The sequence below is a fragment of the Antrihabitans cavernicola genome (assembly GCF_008297975.1).
Classification (GTDB): Bacteria; Actinomycetota; Actinomycetes; order Mycobacteriales; family Mycobacteriaceae; genus Antrihabitans; species Antrihabitans cavernicola.
Genome location: NZ_VLNY01000004.1, coordinates 58,475 through 73,593, shown reverse-complemented (window position 1 = coordinate 73,593; position 15,119 = coordinate 58,475). Strand labels below are relative to the sequence as shown.

The following is a 15,119-nucleotide window of genomic DNA, read 5'->3' as shown; positions in this document are numbered from 1 at the left end:
CCCAGATGCGATGGAGTTCCACTTTCAAGCGCTGGTTCCGGCGCCGCAGGTACGCTGCGTCCGTGAGCCTGCCAATCCCCACGCCCGAAAGCCGTGCCGTCGTTACCGGCGCCTCGTCCGGAATCGGTGAAGCTCTCGCCGCCGAGCTGGCCTCGCGCGGCTATTCGCTGATCCTCGTCGCTCGACGCGGCGAAATCCTGGAGACGCTCGCGGCAACGCTGCGCGCACAGCACAACGTCGAGGTGGAGGTGCGAGCCGTCGACCTCTCCGACCGGGACGCGCGCGCGCCACTGGTGCAGGAACTCTCGGAACGCAACATCTCGATCCTCTGCAACAACGCGGGGATCGCGACGTTCGGGCCGGTCGCCGACCTGGACCCGGAATACGAACGCGCGCAGGTGGAGCTCAATACCGTTGCCGTGCACGACCTTACGTTGGCCGTTCTGCCCGGCATGGTTGCCCGCAAGAGCGGCGGCATTCTCACCAGCGGTTCCGCCGCAGGCAACATGCCGATCCCCAACAACGCCACCTACGCGGCGAGCAAGGCGTTCGTGAACACTTTCTCCGAGTCCATTCGGGGCGAACTCAAGGGCACCGGCGTGAACGTCACGGTGCTGGCCCCTGGACCCGTGCGTACTGAATTGCCGGACCCCGCGGACGCGTCGATCGTCGACAAGATGGTGCCGGACTTTCTGTGGGTGTCGAGCGAGTACACCGCGAAGGTGTCGATCGATGCGCTCGAGCGCAACAAGATGCGCATCGTGCCCGGCCTTCTCAGCAAGGGCATGTCCGTTGCGGGGCAATACACCCCGCGAGGGGTGATCGCGCCGATCGTGGGCGGCTTCTACAAGAAGCTCGGCGGTTAGCCCCGATCCTCCTGGTCCGCCAGTTCTCTCTTGAGGATCTTGCCAGTGGGATTACGCGGAAGGACGTCGAGGAAAACGATGTCGCGCGGCACCTTGTAGCGCGCGAGGTTGTGCTTCACGAACGCCTTCATCTCGTCCTCGGTGCAGGTCGATCCCGGCTTCGTGACGACGAACGCGCGAAGCCGCTTGCCGAACTCGTCGTCGTCGACACCGATCGCCGCCGCCTCGACGACCGCAGGGTGGCTGGCGAGCAGCTCCTCGATCTCCTTCGGAAAGACGTTCTCGCCGCCGGAGACGATCATGTCGTCGTCCCTGCCGTCGACGTAGAGTCGGCCGTTCTCGTCGAAGTGGCCCACATCTCCGCTCGACATCAGGCCGCCGACGATCTCCTTGCCGCCGCCACCGGTGTAGCCCTCGAACGGCATTGTGGTGCCGACGAAGATCCGCCCGGTCGAGCCGGTCGGCAGGTCACTGCCGTGCTCGTCGAGGATCTTGATACGCGCCCCGAGGAGCGGTTTCCCGACCGACGTCGGCGATTCGCGCACATCCTTCGGCGTGGCCATCGTCGCGAGTGCGACCTCGGTGGAGCCGTAAAGGTTGTAGACGACATCGCCGAGGACCTCTTGCGCCTTCGTCGCGACAGCGGCAGGCAGTTGCGAACCCGCACAGAAGACCACGCGCAACGAGGACGTGTCGCGTTTCCCGATTTCATCGTCGCCGAGGGCGAGCAGCCGCTGCAGCATCACCGGAACGAAGCAGATCGTGGCCACTTTGTGTGCCTCGATGTCGTCGAGTACCTGGGCTGGATCGAACTTGCGACGCAGAACGAGCTTGTCGCCGAGCGCGATCGCCATGAGGGCTATCAGCAGACCCGTCCCGTGGAACAACGGCGGCGAGATGAGGGCCGACTCACGGGCGCGGATGGGCATGCGTTCCATCACCGCGCCCGGCACGCTGAAACCCTTCGGCTCCGAGCGCGGCGCGCCCTTGGGCGTCCCCGTGGTGCCGCTGGTGAGCAGCACGATCCGGCCGGGCTTGGCGGGCGACGGGGGCGCCTTGGGCAAGCCCTCTGCGATCATCGCATCGAACTCGTCCGTCGCCGCGGCGATATCGACGATCACCTTGCCGTGGGTTGGCTCGAACTGTGCGACCACATCGGCGAAATCGGCGTCGTGGACGAGCAATTGAACGCCTTCACGCTCTGCTACCTCGCCGGCCTGCCGTGCCGAGAATGCCGTGTTGAGCCAGACTGCGTTGAGCCCAGCACGCGAGGCCGCAAACGCTGCAATCAGCGGCCCACGATGGTTACGACACAGGATGCCGATCGTCGTCCCAGGCGCGAATCGTTCGCGGAACACGTTTGCCAGCTGGTCGATCTGACGATCGAAGTCCTTGTAGGCGAGCTCGCCACGTTCGTCGGAGATCGCCGGGTGCTTGCCGTGGCGAATCGCCGCGATCTTGGCGGCGGCACCGAACGGGCCGTAATCGTTGAGCGCCTTGACGATCAGCAGCAGTCGATGCGGAAGTTCGACTCCTACCGCGCCTGCACGGACAACGGCAACCAGCGAACGCACCTCCAGCCCCGCACGTCGTGCAGGCTCGACAAGCAAATTCTCCAGATCGAATGCTGGCACGGCGGTGTCCTCTTCTCGGGCGGCGCTAGACACCGTACGACAGGCTCTCGTCGCTGGTCGAAGGTTCGCGAGGAACCGCGGCGCGGATCGACATCCGGACTCCCGTCAACGACTCGTCAAGAGGCCCGCCCGACCCGTCAAAACGACGTCAAGGGCGGTCCGATGCGGCGAGCTACGCGCAATCCTGAAGATGAATCCGCCGACGGTGCGGGACTTCTTCAGGAGACATCGGTGACCCTGCTCGACATTCTTCCTTCGTTGCGTTCCGTCGTGACACCGCGGCTGGATCCCGCAGTCTGGCCAGCGGACACGCACTACGACGATCGCGGCCGCGTCACCGTCGGGACCAGTGCGCTAGAGGATGTCGCCGATCGCAACGGCACGCCCACAGTTGCTCTGTGCGACGTCGAATTGCAGCGTCGTGTCGATGCGCTGCGATCACTGTTCCCGTTCGCGCGGGTCAACGTCCCGGACGCGGTCCTCGGCGTCGGCGACAACAGCAGTTGGGTTGTCGGGCAACGATTGTCGGTCATGGTCGAGTCCGCTGACGCGCTGGCGACCGCGTTGACAGCCTCGGTCGCTGCCCGACGAATCACCCTGCACGACACCGCGGCCCACGTCGCCGAGGCGGCGGACCGGTTCGGTGCCGACGTTCACATCGGACGCGTAGTGCTCGATTCCACGGACGATCTGCAACCGTTGCTGCGCGCGTCGGGCCGTCCGGTCGACGTGATGCTCGATGTCCGAACCGGCGAAGATGCCGATGCCGTGATCGCGGCCGTCGTTGCCAGCGATCATCTGCGTCTGACCGGCGTGCATTGGTGCCCGTCCGCCCGCTTCGACAACGACTACGGCGCAGCCATCGGATCGATGATCGCGACGATGGCGCAGATACGGTACGACCACGGCGTCATCGCCACGGAACTCGGACTCGGATGCGCCGATGCGAATCTTGCCGCGGAGATCGACGATGCGCTCGACGATGCCTGTGGGCGCCAACGCTTTCCGAGGCCGAACATCTCCGTCGACCCGGGTGAGTCGCTACTGGCGGGCAGCGGGATCGCCCTGTTCCGCATCGACTTCGTCGAGCCGATCACCGATGGGCATACCTTCGTGTGGGTCGACGGCAGCCCGAGCGACGCGCTGACCGACCACGCGGTGCTGGTCAACCGCCATCCTTGCGGGCCGCAAGCCACCGCGACGATATTGGCCAGATCCGGCAGGGAGATCGCCGGCGACGTACGGCTCCCCCTCGACGTTCACGCAGGTGAGGTGCTGGCGATCCCGCTTGCCCGTGCGTGAAATCGGGTGCCAGAGCACCCAATTTCACGCACGGTTGGTCAGCGCCTGCGGCCCGTTCCGAAGATGCTGCGACTGATCTCGCGGCCCGCCGCCGATGCGGCCGAGCGCATGAAGCTCTTGACCGCCGGATTCTTCATGATCCGCTCTGCAGCGCTTTCTTCGCCGCGCTCCTGCTTCGGCGCGGCAGGCGCTTGATCCTGTTGTGCAGCTTCGGGTTCGGCGGCGACGCGGGCGGTGAGCTTCTCGTATGCCGATTCGCGATCGATGGTTTCGCCGTACTTCGCGAAGAGCTGGCTCGACTGCGCTTTGCTCTTGATCGCGTCGTTTCCGATGGTGCCCATCAGTGACCGCGGCGGGCGAAGGCGCGTCCAAGCGACCGGCGTCGGCGCGCCGACTTCGGACAGCACGGTGACGATCGCCTCGCCGATGCCGAGTGAGGTCAGTGCCTCTTCGAGGTCGTAGGCGTCTGTCTTCGGATATGTCCGAACGGTTTTCGTGAGCGCCTTCTGATCGTCGGGCGTGAATGCGCGCAGCGCGTGCTGCACCCTGGCACCCAGCTGCGAGAGCACCTGGTTCGGAATGTCCGTCGGCAACTGCGTGCAGAAGAACACGCCGACACCCTTGGAACGGATCAGCTTGACCGTCTGCTCCACCTGGTCCAGGAACGCCTTCGACGCATCGGCGAACAGCAGGTGCGCCTCGTCGAAGATGAACACCAGGTTCGGCTTGTCGACGTCGCCCACCTCGGGCAGCGTCTGGAACAGGTCCGCGAGGACCCACATGAGGAAGGTGGAGAACATCGCGGGCCGGGCGGCCTGGTCGCCCAACTCGAACAGGGTGATGACGCCCTGACCGCCGACCACCCGCAGCAGGTCCTTGGTGTCCAGTTCGGGCTCACCGAAGAAGGTGTCGCCACCGTCGGATTCCAGGTTCACCAACGCGCGGAGGATGACACCGGCGGTGGCGGGCGATACGCCGCCGATGCCCTTGATGTCGGCCTTGCCCTCGTCGCTGGTGAGATGCTGAATCACCGAACGCAGATCCTTGAGGTCGAGCAGCGCCAGGCCCTGGGTGTCGGCCCAGTGGAAGATGAGACCGAGGGTGGACTCCTGAGTCTCGTTGAGCCCCAACACCTTGCTCAGCAGGATCGGTCCGAACGCGGTGATGGTCGCACGCACCGGAACACCTATGCCACCGGTGCCGAGCGAAACGAACTCGGTGGGTGAACCGGCAGGCGACCAGTCGGTGGCACCCGTCTCGGTGGCACGGGTCTTGATCTTGTCGTTGGCCTCGCCGGGTGCGGACAGGCCGGACAGGTCGCCCTTCACGTCGGCAAGCACGACCGGGACGCCGGCGCGCGAGAGCTGCTCGGCGATGCCCTGCAGAGTCTTCGTCTTACCGGTACCGGTCGCACCCGCGACCAGCCCGTGGCGGTTGATCGTGGCGAGCGGGATGCGAACCAGCGCTTGCGAATCGATGGTGCCGTCGACGATCACGGCGCCCAGCTCGAGCGCAGCACCCTGCGATTGGTAACCGGCCGCAATGGCCTTCGCCTTGTCCGATCCACCGCTCTGGGCTGCGGGCGCAGCCGCTTGCGCTTGCGCAGCTTCCTTCTCTGCGGCTTCGAGCGCTGCGGCGGCGTCGGCTGCGGCCTTGCGCGCAGCGGCCAGCTTGTCGTTCGGACTGGTCATGCACGTCCTCCTGGGACCGGTGAAAGGGAAAGCTCCACCGCAGACCATAACGCGCCAACGCTGCAGGTGAGTGCCTGGACGCTCCACTCACCGACCGACAGTTCGAAGTGCCGATCGATCCGGCCGGCAAGGTAAAGACTCGATGCGTTTCTCCTCCACTTCAGGTAACCCACAGCGCGATGCGCGCCGTCGTGGAGCGACCACAGTGACTACTGTGTGTCGAGTGCAGGACAAACTTGTGTGGATCGATTGCGAAATGACCGGACTGCGGCTCGGCACCGACAAGCTGATCGAGGTGGCAGCCTTGGTCACCGACAGCGATCTCAACGTGCTGGGCGACGGTGTGGACATCGTGATTCACGCCGACGACGACGCGCTGGCGGCCATGCCCGACATCGTCCGGGACATGCACGAGCACTCCGGTCTCACCGAGGAAGTTCGCCAGTCGACGGTCACTCTCGCCGAGGCCGAGAAGCAGATTCTCGAATACATCCGCGAGCACGTTCCGGTCGCCGGTGCCGTACCGCTGGCCGGCAACTCGATTGCCACCGATCGCGGATTCATCGCCAGGGACATGCCCGACCTCGACGCCTACCTGCACTACCGCATGATCGACGTCAGCTCCATCAAGGAACTGTGCCGTCGCTGGTTCCCGCGCATCTACTTCGGCCAGCCGGAAAAGGGCCTCGCCCACCGCGCGCTGGCGGACATCAAAGAATCGATCAAGGAGTTGCAGTACTACCGTCGCACCGCCTTCGTCGCCGAGCCCGGACCGAGTACCAACGACATCGCCGCGGTCGTGAAAGCCCTCGACGTCCCGGAGTGAATGCCACATTCGTTCGGTCAGATCGAACGAGGGGTACATTCACCCAGCGCGCGGGGACGTCGCCGATATCCGATTGGCTACCGGAACACCCGGCACGCTAGTATCGATCGCGCTGGAATTGTCCGGCACATGGTGGGTGTAGTTCAGCTGGTAGAGCGTCAGGTTGTGATCCTGAATGTCGCGGGTTCGAGTCCCGTCACTCACCCCAAGCACACGAGGCCGGTTCTCTCCAGAGAACCGGCCTCGTTTGCGTCTGACGTCAGCTATTGCCGATTGGCATTGCCGGCTTTCCACTCCGGCCACGGGATGTTCCAGTCGCCCAGACCGTCGGTCCCGGACAGGATCCCGCCGACCGTGTTCTTCACGATCGTGATGTCGCCGCGCTTGGTGTTGTTGTAGACCCACTCGGCATTTGCCGGGCTCAGGTTCAAGCACCCGTGACTAGTGTTCGAATATCCCTGCTGCCCCACCGACCACGGCGCAGAGTGCAGGAAGATGCCGCTGTAGGACATCCTGGTGGCCCAATCGACGGGTGTCTTGTATCCGGTGGGCGAATTGACCGGGACGCCGTACGTGGACGAATCCATGATGATGTGCTGGAAACGATCGCCGATGATGTAGACACCGTTGTCGGTCGGTGTGTCGTTCTTGCCCATCGAGGTGGGCATCGTCATCTCGACCTGACCGTTGCGCTCGACGGTCACCTCTTTGGTGTTGTCGTCGGCGGTCAGTACGACGGCATCGCCGATCCTGAAGTTCGAATGCACGTCTTCGGATCCGAAGAGTCCGCCGCCGAGGTCCTGACCGTAGGCGCCGACATTGACGTCGACCTTGGTTCCCGCCACCCAGAAATGCTCTGGCCGCCAACGCACCTCGCGATTGTTGACCCAGTAGAACGCACCCTCGACCGGCGGATCGGTGACGATATTGATCGCCTTCTGTGCGGCAAGCCGATCCGGGATGTCCTCGTCGAACTGCACAGCGACCGGCTGCCCGATCCCGACCACATCGCCGTCACCCGGCAGCAGGTACGGCTTGGTCAGATTCTCCGGCGCGCTGGTCGTGAAGTTCATCACGCTCGACGTCGTACCGCCGAGGCCGTAGGCCTGTACCTGCATTCGATATTCGCGGTTGTAGCCCAGCGGTTCCGAGCTCTGCCAGGACACTCCGTCCGGCGACAACACGCCCGCAACAGGGGTGTTGTCCGGTGTGAGCAGCGTTACAGCTCCCAGGCGACCGTCGGCGACCGTCGCCGTCACCGGAACCGCAGGCGAAACCCCGACCTCGCCGTCCTTCACGACGGACGTCACCTTCGGCTTGATCAGCTCGGTCAACGGATTGGAGTCGATCGGCACCGTGGATGCAGCATCGTGCGACGACGTCGTGCAACCCGAAACCAACCCTGCGACAACGACACTCGCAGCCGCCAACGCGATCAGACATCGGCCCGATCTCATTCCGACTCGGCGATCACCGCCCGGACCCACCCGCATACGAACCCCACTTCACACTCTTCGTTGTGCATTGACGTCAACCAGCTCCGTCGCACCGGCCACCAGCCTGTGGAGATCGTGGTGACTTTGGCATTCTGCCAGGCCAGAGCGCCACGATCCATCCGATCGTCCCCGAGCTGGATCACAGTTCAATCACCTGATCGTTGCGGTCCGGGCAGAGCGTTACCTGGCGCGTCGCGATCACGTCGGATACTGATTTCACTTCCGCGCCACTCTCCTGTTATCGTCTCTCCCGCAACGAAACATCGTTTCGGGCGCCATTAGCTCAATTGGCAGAGCAGCTGACTCTTAATCAGCGGGTTCGGGGTTCAAGTCCCTGATGGCGCACAACACGAACACCCCTCGCAGGCACAGCGCCGACGGGGGGTGTTCTGCATCCCGGACACAACACTCTCACCATCGGTGCGAGCCATATCGTCACCATGACCGAGTGCCGACGTGACATTCTGGAGTCCTCAGAATCGCAATCCGATAATGACGCCCGGGAGAACAATGAACGCGCACAAGCCGACCATCATCTACACCCTTACCGACGAGGCGCCGCGACTCGCGACCTACGCCTTTCTCCCGATAATTCGTGCCTTCACCGAACCCGCGGGAATCGACATCGAAACCAGTGACATCTCACTGGCGTCGCGCATCTTGGCCGAATTTCCCGACGCACTGACCGAAGAGCAGCGAGTGCCGGACAACCTGGCCGAACTCGGCAGGCTGACGCAGCTACCCGAGACCAACATCATCAAGCTGCCGAACATCAGCGCGTCGGTGCCACAGCTGCTGACCGCGATCAAAGAACTCCGCGCGAAGGGGTACGAGCTTCCTGATTTTCCACAGGACCCCAAGACCGAAGACGAGCGCAAGCTCCGCGAGCGCTACACCAAATGTCTCGGCAGCGCGGTCAATCCTGTACTGCGCGAAGGCAACTCGGACCGTCGCGCACCCAAGGCGGTCAAGGAGTACGCACGCAAGCACCCGCACAGCATGGGCGCGTGGTCGCAAGCATCGCGCACCCATGTGGCGACGATGAAGAAGGGCGACTTTTATCACGGCGAGAAGTCGATGACCCTCGATCGCGCTCGCACCGTTCGGATGGAGCTGGTGACGCCCACCGAGACGGTCGTACTCAAGCCCGAGGTGTCGCTCGACGAGGGCGACGTCATCGACAGCATGTTCATGAGCAAGAAGGCCCTCTACGAGTTCTACGAGACCGAAATGGAAGACGCCTACGAGACCGGCGTCATGTTCTCGCTGCACGTGAAGGCCACGATGATGCGGGTCTCGCACCCCATCGTCTTCGGGCACGCCGTTCGGGTCTTCTACAAGGACGCTTTCGAGAAGCATCAGGAGCTGTTCGACGAGCTCGGCATCAACGTCAACAACGGCCTGTCCGACCTCTACGACAAGATCGAGTCGTTGCCCGCGTCGCTGCACGAGGAGATCGTCCGCGACCTCCACGCCTGCCACGAGCATCGCCCAGAGCTGGCGATGGTGGATTCGGCCAAAGGCATCTCGAACTTCCACTCCCCCAGCGATGTCATCGTCGACGCGTCCATGCCCGCGATGATTCGACTCGGCGGCAAGATGTACGGCGCCGACGGCCGCACCAAGGACACCAAGGCCGTCAACCCGGAGTCCACGTTCTCGCGGATCTACCAGGAGATCATCAACTTCTGTAAGACCAACGGCCAGTTCGATCCGACCACCATGGGCACCGTTCCCAACGTCGGCCTGATGGCGCAGAAGGCCGAGGAATACGGCAGCCACGACAAGACCTTCGAGATTCCCTCCGACGGCGCAGCCAACATCGTCGACGTCGCGACCGGCGAGATCTTGATGACGCAGAACGTGGAGGCAGGCGACATCTTCCGCATGCCGATCGTCAAGGACGCGCCGATCCGCGACTGGGTCAAACTTGCCGTCACTCGGGCCCGGGATTCAGGAATGCCGGTGCTGTTCTGGCTGGACCCGTACCGCCCGCACGAGCACGAGCTGACGAAGTTGGTCGAGAAGTACCTGCAGGATCACGACACCGAGGGCCTCGACATCCAGATCATGTCGCAGGTGCGTTCCATGCGCTACACGCTGGAGCGGCTGATGCGCGGACTGGACACCATCGCCGCCACCGGCAACATCCTGCGCGACTACCTCACCGATCTGTTCCCGATTCTCGAGCTGGGAACCAGCGCGAAGATGCTGTCCATCGTTCCGCTGATGGCAGGCGGCGGGCTGTACGAAACGGGTGCAGGCGGCTCCGCGCCCAAGCACGTCAAGCAGCTGATCGAGGAGAATCACCTGCGGTGGGATTCGCTCGGCGAATTCCTCGCGCTTGCAGTCAGTTTGGAAGACCTGGGCAAGAAGGCAGGCAACAAGCAGGCCGAGATCCTCGCCAAGACGTTGGACGCGGCTACCGGCAAGCTCCTCGAGAACAACAAGAATCCCTCGCGCAAGACCGGCGAGCTGGACAACCGTGGCAGCCAGTTCTATCTCGCGCTGTACTGGGCCCGTGAGCTCGCTGCCCAGACCGACGACGCGGACCTGGCCAAGCACTTCGGCGAACTCGCGGAGACGTTGGGCTCGAACGAGGACAAGATCGTCGCTGAACTCGGCGAGGTCCAAGGCGAGCCGGTCGACATCGGCGGGTACTACCAGTCGGACGCCGAGAAGACATCGGCGGTGATGCGTCCCAGCAAGACGCTCAACGACGCGTTGTCCGGAACGCGGAGCTGATTCGACTCAGGAGGCAGCCTCGCGTCGCCCCTCGGCGAAGAAATCGGTGATGCTCTGTGCCGTAGGCAACTCACCATCGTGGCGCCACGCACCGAACGATGCGTTCCAGAACGCTCCGGTGCGTGGCTGCCACGGCCCGACGTAGGCGTACGGCCGCGGGCTGTCTGCGTCACCGGGTGAGACGCCGTAATTGACGTCGTCGAGTGCAATGCCGAGGTCGAAATGCTCGGGCCACAGGATCGGTGTGACGGCGGGCGCGAAGGTGCGCAGCGCATCGTCGCCCGCCGCGAACCAGCCGAGCATCAACGCCACCGCGTCGGGGTCGACCGCGAGTTGTTCGTCGCCCTCGACGCCGGACGTGTCCGCATACACGCCGACCGGCGCTCCCAGTGCTATCCCTGCGGCCGCCGCAACGTCGGCGTAGCTGCCCCGCAACGGCATTCGCCCACCGGACCAGACCAGGTCGGTGCCGTCGATTCGTGTCGGCGTTGCCGTTCCGCCGATACCACCCGGGGTGACCGCCAACCGGATGGTGCCGTGCTCGCGGTACTGCGGACCGGCAATGAGCAGTTCCGCCACCGCGTGCAGCGAACGGCGGGTGGCCCTCAGTACGGCCGCGTCGAGTCCTGCAGCGTCCATGTCGATCCCACTTTCGCAATGTCCGGTTGAACGGATCCTAAGAGCGTTTCGTGAACAGCGACAGCCGCTCACCGAAGGAACCTGACATGACCACCGAGCGAATACCGCTCTTCTGCGACATCGCTCTTGCCGAACGCATCGAGCGGGTCGAAGCACAGCTCACCGCCGCGTGCAGCGATGCGGCGCGCAGGCGGCGGTCGGATACGACGGGCTTCGTGATCCCCATCGCCGGCGGCGTCGCCAGCTTCGCGGAGGAGAACTCACCGTTCAACAAGGTCGCGGGACTCGGCTTCGGAGGTGTCCCCACCGCGGACGAGCTGGGCGAGATCGAGCGGGCATTCGCAACCTACGACGCCCCGGTGCAGGTCGAACTCGCTCACCTGGCAGACCCCGATCTCGTCGCGGTGCTCAGCGACCGCGGGTATCGGCTGGAGTCGTTCGAGAACGTGCTCGGTCTTGCGTTGCCGTCGCCGGTCGACCACGCGCCTCCGGCAGGAATCGAGGTTCGACGTGGCGACGACGAGCTGGAGTCTTGGCTCGAAATGATGGCGGATACGGCCGCCCACCCCGACGACCAAGGTGTGCCGTGGCACGAAGAATTTCCGCGCGCTGCCTACATCAGCGCAACCAGGGATCTCCTGGGCGCCGGAGTCACCCGCTACGTTGCGCTGCGCAACGGCGAAATGGCCGGCGGCGCGAACTACCGGGTGCGCGACGGTGTGGCCCAGTTCGCCGGCGCGGGAACCGCTCCGGCACATCGCAGGCACGGCGTCCAGACCGCGTTGCTCACCGCGCGCATCGTCGACGCCACGGCCGCAGGGTGCGACGTTGCAATCGTCACGACGCAACCGGGCTCCAAGTCGCAACAGAACGTTCAACGCCAGGGTTTCGACCTGCTCTACACCCGAGCAGTTCTGGTCAAGCAGCCGTGACGAGCTAGCGGAAGATCTTCACCAGGAACAGCAGCACGATGAGCGCGCCGCCGCCGATCAGGCTGTACTTGACCTTCGGCTCGTTGACCTTGGCGACCACGGTCTGCTTGGTGTTCTCGACAAGGCGCTTGGGATGTGCCCGCACACTCAGTTCGTCGAGTGTGTTGGCGAGCTGATTGCGGGCGGCCTCGATCTCCCGCTCGATGCTCTCGGTGTCCCTAGGCACGTGTCCTCCAACTTGGTCGATGCTTCTGCGCCTGACCTACCGGCGCTGGTGGGATCAACCGTAGAGCATCGGTGGGCATGCTGTGCAGGGCCAGGCCGTCGAACCGGGGCAGTCGACGCATCGACTGTCCGATCCTTGGGTAGCGTGAGTTCTCGTGACCGCCAACAGCAGGCTTGCAGCCGGAGACGACGCCCCCAACTTCACCCTTCCCGATGCCGACGGCAACGACGTGTCGTTGTCGGACTTCCGGGGCCGCAAGGTGCTGGTGTACTTCTACCCGGCGGCGTCGACGCCCGGATGCACCAAGCAGGCGTGCGACTTCCGCGACAGCCTCGGCGACCTCAACGGCGCCGGCATCGACGTCGTCGGTATCTCACCGGACAAGCCTGCCAAGCTCGCGAAGTTCCGCGATGCGGAGAAGCTGACGTTCCCGCTGCTCTCGGATCCGGAGAAGTCGACGCTCGAGACCTGGGGCGCGTTCGGCGAGAAGACGATGTACGGCAAGAAGGTTCAGGGCGTGATCCGCTCGACCTTCCTCGTCGACGAAGACGGCAAGATCGAGGTCGCGCAGTACAACGTCCGGGCGACGGGTCACGTCGCGAAGCTGCGTCGCGACATCTCGGTCTAACCTCTTCGCCCAGCCACCAGAGCCTCGATCCCGTCGAGGATGCGGGCGAGTCCGAAGCCGAATGCGGAATTCGCGTCGGACGCCGCCTGATGGGCCTGACCCGACGCCTCGCCTACACGCTGGGCCGTCGGGTAGCGGGAGGCGTCGACCACCTCGTCCAGAGCAGGCTGGCTCTGCTCCCACCACTGAGTGTCGGTCAGTCCGCTTCGTCGCACCGCATCGGCTGCGTCAGCAACCCGACGAGCTGTCGACTCCGTGTGACCGAGCACCAAACTGAGAACCGAGTCCATCTCGACGTCGGTAAGCCCGATGCCGTCGATGATCGAAAGTTCCCGCTCGTACTTGTCCATCACGTTGGGGCCCAACGGGCTGCGGGCACGCGAGACCGCAAGCAACCACGGATGCCGTTGGTAGAGAATCCAATTCGCTTGGGCGATCGATTCCAGACCGGCTCGCCAGTCGTCGGTGGCGCGGTACGCACCGAGGGTCTCACCGCTGACGTGGTCGACCATCAGGTCGATCAGTTCGGCCTTGGTCGGCACATAGGTGTATAGGCTCATCGCGGACACCCCGAGGGTGTCCGCGAGTCGCCTGATCGAAAAGCCTTGCAACCCTTCGGCATCGGCCAACGCAACCGCAGCCGCCGTCACCTGCGCAACGGTCAGCCGCGGCTTGGGCCCTTTCGGCGAGCGCGGCGAGGTGCCCCACAGCAGTTCGACGGTCCGACGCGGGTCGCCGGACCCACTGTGCTCGATGGCCATTCAGTCACCGTACGGCGTAGAGCGATTTACTCGTGGTGCAGCCAGCGATCCTTGAGCTCGAAGTGGTTGGCCCACCAGGCCTCCGCGGTGGGATCGCCGGCGGGCGGCGGCGGGGACTCACCCGGGAACAGCCAGGTCGACGGGTTCGGGTTACCGACCGTCGTGGGTGCCGGCGGGGCCGGGGGTGCCACCGGCGCCGGAGGAGCTACCGGCGCAACGGCTTGCGGTTTCGGTGCGGGCGCTGCCGCGGTCTGCTGCTCCCGCGTCGCAGCGGCCACGGCCTCGGGCGTCCACGGCGCGGGCGCAGGCTGAGCTTCAGGCGTGTATGCGTCCACCGGAGCCGGATCGTCTTCGGTGGGCGCGCTCGCCGGTACCAACGCAACAGGCGCAGGCGGTGGAACCGCTGCGGGCGGCGGCATCTGGACCGGTGCGGCAGTCGATGCCGACGGCGTCGACGCGGTACCTGTCACGCCCATCTGGGCGGGAGCACCCTGCGACGACGCCGGGCTGGCGTTGGTCGCGACATCGGACGAATCCGAGTTCGACATCAGACCAGCGACGCCCAGGCCACCTGCACCGAGCAGTACCGCGGCTGCGGCAGCGAGGACGTACGGACGCTTCGAACGTGTGGCGCCTGCGCCGATACCTGCGCCTGCCGCGGCGAGGCCGCTGCCCGGAATGTCACGGGCGGCGAGCAGGGCTGCACCGTAGGCCGTCGTCGATGTTGCCTCGGTGGCCCGAACCACCGGCACCGAGAAGCCCATCTCGAGAACTGGGATCACATCGGGATCGCCTGCGCGCGAGCCGAAGAGCACAACCGCATCGGGCGAGACCTCGGAGGTGTCCAGCAGTTCCCACGCACGGCGAACCGATCCGCCGATGGTCTCGGCGGTGTGCGAGCTCGACGCCACGGAATCGGCCGCGAGGACCTTGGTGCGGGTCGGATCGACTACCGAGAACGTGACGACGCCGGGGGCCACCTCGTACATGAGGAGGTTCCGGTAGTCGGCGAGCTCGGGCATTTCGTTCAAGCTGGCCAGCTGGGCTGCCTTGGCAGAAACCAAGGACGAGGTGCTCCAGCGGCTCGACGCGAGGCCGGACACGATGGCGTGCCGCTCTTCGGCGTCGCGGTAGGCAACGGCGGCGCCGCTGATGTCGACGCCCTTCTTCTTCTCCGCGTCGATCGAGTCCAACATCGACACAACGGCGGCTGCGGTATCGTTCTGATCTTCAACCGGCCGTTCCTGTGCCACGGTCAGCTCTCGCTCGGCGCCCTTGCCGGACGGCTCGGCGCCGAGAAGCACACCGCGCACCACCCCGCGTTCGGTCGATACACCGATAGTCGCCACGTTCGATCACCCTCCTCAATAAGA

The 15,119-nt window shown here is 64.8% G+C and carries 13 protein-coding genes and 2 tRNA genes; 8 read left to right on the top strand and 7 right to left on the bottom strand.

Annotated features, from left to right (window positions below; translation table 11 throughout):
- The first annotated feature begins 62 nt into the window (after nucleotides 1-62).
- The gene (gene cmrA / locus FOY51_RS10145) at nucleotides 63-866 is read left to right on the top strand and encodes a mycolate reductase (RefSeq protein ID WP_149430124.1); all 804 of its coding nucleotides are present in this window, start codon (nucleotides 63-65) and stop codon (nucleotides 864-866) included.
- On the opposite strand, the gene FOY51_RS10140 is transcribed toward cmrA, so the two are convergent.
- Nucleotides 863-2,500, bottom strand: coding sequence for an AMP-binding protein (locus tag FOY51_RS10140; RefSeq protein ID WP_149430123.1), 1,638 nt, complete (start codon nucleotides 2,498-2,500; stop codon nucleotides 863-865). The two genes, cmrA and FOY51_RS10140, sit on opposite strands and share 4 nt — an antisense overlap.
- A 231-nt stretch (nucleotides 2,501-2,731) precedes the next feature.
- Between FOY51_RS10140 and FOY51_RS10135 the strand changes: the two genes are divergently transcribed.
- Nucleotides 2,732-3,802, top strand: a complete 1,071-nt coding sequence (locus tag FOY51_RS10135; RefSeq protein WP_149430122.1) for a type III PLP-dependent enzyme domain-containing protein — start codon at nucleotides 2,732-2,734, stop codon at nucleotides 3,800-3,802.
- Between the two features lie 38 nt (nucleotides 3,803-3,840).
- On the opposite strand, the gene FOY51_RS10130 is transcribed toward FOY51_RS10135, so the two are convergent.
- On the bottom strand, nucleotides 3,841-5,493 hold the full coding sequence (locus FOY51_RS10130) for a helicase HerA-like domain-containing protein (protein WP_149430121.1): 1,653 nt from the start codon (nucleotides 5,491-5,493) through the stop codon (nucleotides 3,841-3,843).
- 223 nt (nucleotides 5,494-5,716) lie between these two features.
- Here FOY51_RS10130 and orn point away from each other — a divergent pair, with 223 nt between their 5' ends.
- Nucleotides 5,717-6,319, top strand: coding sequence for an oligoribonuclease (gene orn, locus FOY51_RS10125; protein ID WP_149430120.1), 603 nt, complete (start codon nucleotides 5,717-5,719; stop codon nucleotides 6,317-6,319).
- Between the two features lie 132 nt (nucleotides 6,320-6,451).
- A tRNA-His gene (locus FOY51_RS10120) sits at nucleotides 6,452-6,527 on the top strand.
- Between the two features lie 55 nt (nucleotides 6,528-6,582).
- On the opposite strand, the gene FOY51_RS10115 is transcribed toward FOY51_RS10120, so the two are convergent.
- Nucleotides 6,583-7,812, bottom strand: coding sequence for a L,D-transpeptidase (locus FOY51_RS10115; protein WP_149430119.1), 1,230 nt, complete (start codon nucleotides 7,810-7,812; stop codon nucleotides 6,583-6,585).
- A 275-nt stretch (nucleotides 7,813-8,087) separates the two neighbouring features.
- Between FOY51_RS10115 and FOY51_RS10110 the strand changes: the two genes are divergently transcribed.
- Both FOY51_RS10110 and FOY51_RS10105 read left to right on the top strand, forming a co-directional pair.
- A tRNA-Lys gene (locus FOY51_RS10110) sits at nucleotides 8,088-8,160 on the top strand.
- A 165-nt stretch (nucleotides 8,161-8,325) separates the two neighbouring features.
- Nucleotides 8,326-10,560 carry an NADP-dependent isocitrate dehydrogenase gene (locus tag FOY51_RS10105; RefSeq protein WP_149430118.1) on the top strand — a complete coding sequence of 745 codons (2,235 nt, stop codon included), beginning with the start codon at nucleotides 8,326-8,328 and terminating at the stop codon, nucleotides 10,558-10,560.
- A 6-nt stretch (nucleotides 10,561-10,566) separates the two neighbouring features.
- On the opposite strand, the gene FOY51_RS10100 is transcribed toward FOY51_RS10105, so the two are convergent.
- Nucleotides 10,567-11,199, bottom strand: coding sequence for a hypothetical protein (locus FOY51_RS10100; RefSeq protein WP_149430117.1), 633 nt, complete (start codon nucleotides 11,197-11,199; stop codon nucleotides 10,567-10,569).
- 86 nt (nucleotides 11,200-11,285) lie between these two features.
- Between FOY51_RS10100 and FOY51_RS10095 the strand changes: the two genes are divergently transcribed.
- Nucleotides 11,286-12,131: a GNAT family N-acetyltransferase gene (locus FOY51_RS10095; RefSeq protein WP_149430116.1), complete on the top strand. Its 846-nt coding sequence runs from the start codon at nucleotides 11,286-11,288 to the stop codon at nucleotides 12,129-12,131.
- Nucleotides 12,132-12,135: 4 nt separating this feature from the next.
- Here FOY51_RS10095 and FOY51_RS10090 read toward each other — a convergent pair whose 3' ends face one another.
- On the bottom strand, nucleotides 12,136-12,357 hold the full coding sequence (locus FOY51_RS10090; protein ID WP_149430115.1) for a DUF3618 domain-containing protein: 222 nt from the start codon (nucleotides 12,355-12,357) through the stop codon (nucleotides 12,136-12,138).
- Nucleotides 12,358-12,511: 154 nt separating this feature from the next.
- Between FOY51_RS10090 and bcp the strand changes: the two genes are divergently transcribed.
- Complete coding sequence (bcp, locus tag FOY51_RS10085) at nucleotides 12,512-12,985, top strand: thioredoxin-dependent thiol peroxidase (RefSeq protein ID WP_149430114.1); 474 nt, start codon at nucleotides 12,512-12,514, stop codon at nucleotides 12,983-12,985.
- Here the strand turns inward: bcp and FOY51_RS10080 are convergent.
- Both FOY51_RS10080 and FOY51_RS10075 read right to left on the bottom strand, forming a co-directional pair.
- On the bottom strand, nucleotides 12,982-13,746 hold the full coding sequence (locus FOY51_RS10080) for a TetR/AcrR family transcriptional regulator (protein WP_149430113.1): 765 nt from the start codon (nucleotides 13,744-13,746) through the stop codon (nucleotides 12,982-12,984). The two genes, bcp and FOY51_RS10080, sit on opposite strands and share 4 nt — an antisense overlap.
- Before the next feature lie 26 nt (nucleotides 13,747-13,772).
- Complete coding sequence (locus tag FOY51_RS10075) at nucleotides 13,773-15,095, bottom strand: DUF7159 family protein (RefSeq protein ID WP_149430112.1); 1,323 nt, start codon at nucleotides 15,093-15,095, stop codon at nucleotides 13,773-13,775.
- Between the last annotated feature and the right edge of the window lie 24 nt (nucleotides 15,096-15,119).

Excerpts from the sequence above, each read along its gene's own strand:
- FOY51_RS10130 (WP_149430121.1), bottom strand. The coding sequence starts at position 5,493 with ATGACCAGTCCGAACGACAAGCTGGCCGCTGCGCGCAAGGCCGCAGCC.
- FOY51_RS10095 (WP_149430116.1), top strand. The coding sequence starts at position 11,286 with ATGACCACCGAGCGAATACCGCTCTTCTGCGACATCGCTCTTGCCGAA.
- FOY51_RS10080 (WP_149430113.1), bottom strand. The coding sequence starts at position 13,746 with ATGGCCATCGAGCACAGTGGGTCCGGCGACCCGCGTCGGACCGTCGAA.
- FOY51_RS10100 (WP_149430117.1), bottom strand. The coding sequence starts at position 11,199 with ATGGACGCTGCAGGACTCGACGCGGCCGTACTGAGGGCCACCCGCCGT.
- FOY51_RS10105 (WP_149430118.1), top strand. The coding sequence starts at position 8,326 with ATGAACGCGCACAAGCCGACCATCATCTACACCCTTACCGACGAGGCG.
- FOY51_RS10115 (WP_149430119.1), bottom strand. The coding sequence starts at position 7,812 with ATGCGGGTGGGTCCGGGCGGTGATCGCCGAGTCGGAATGAGATCGGGC.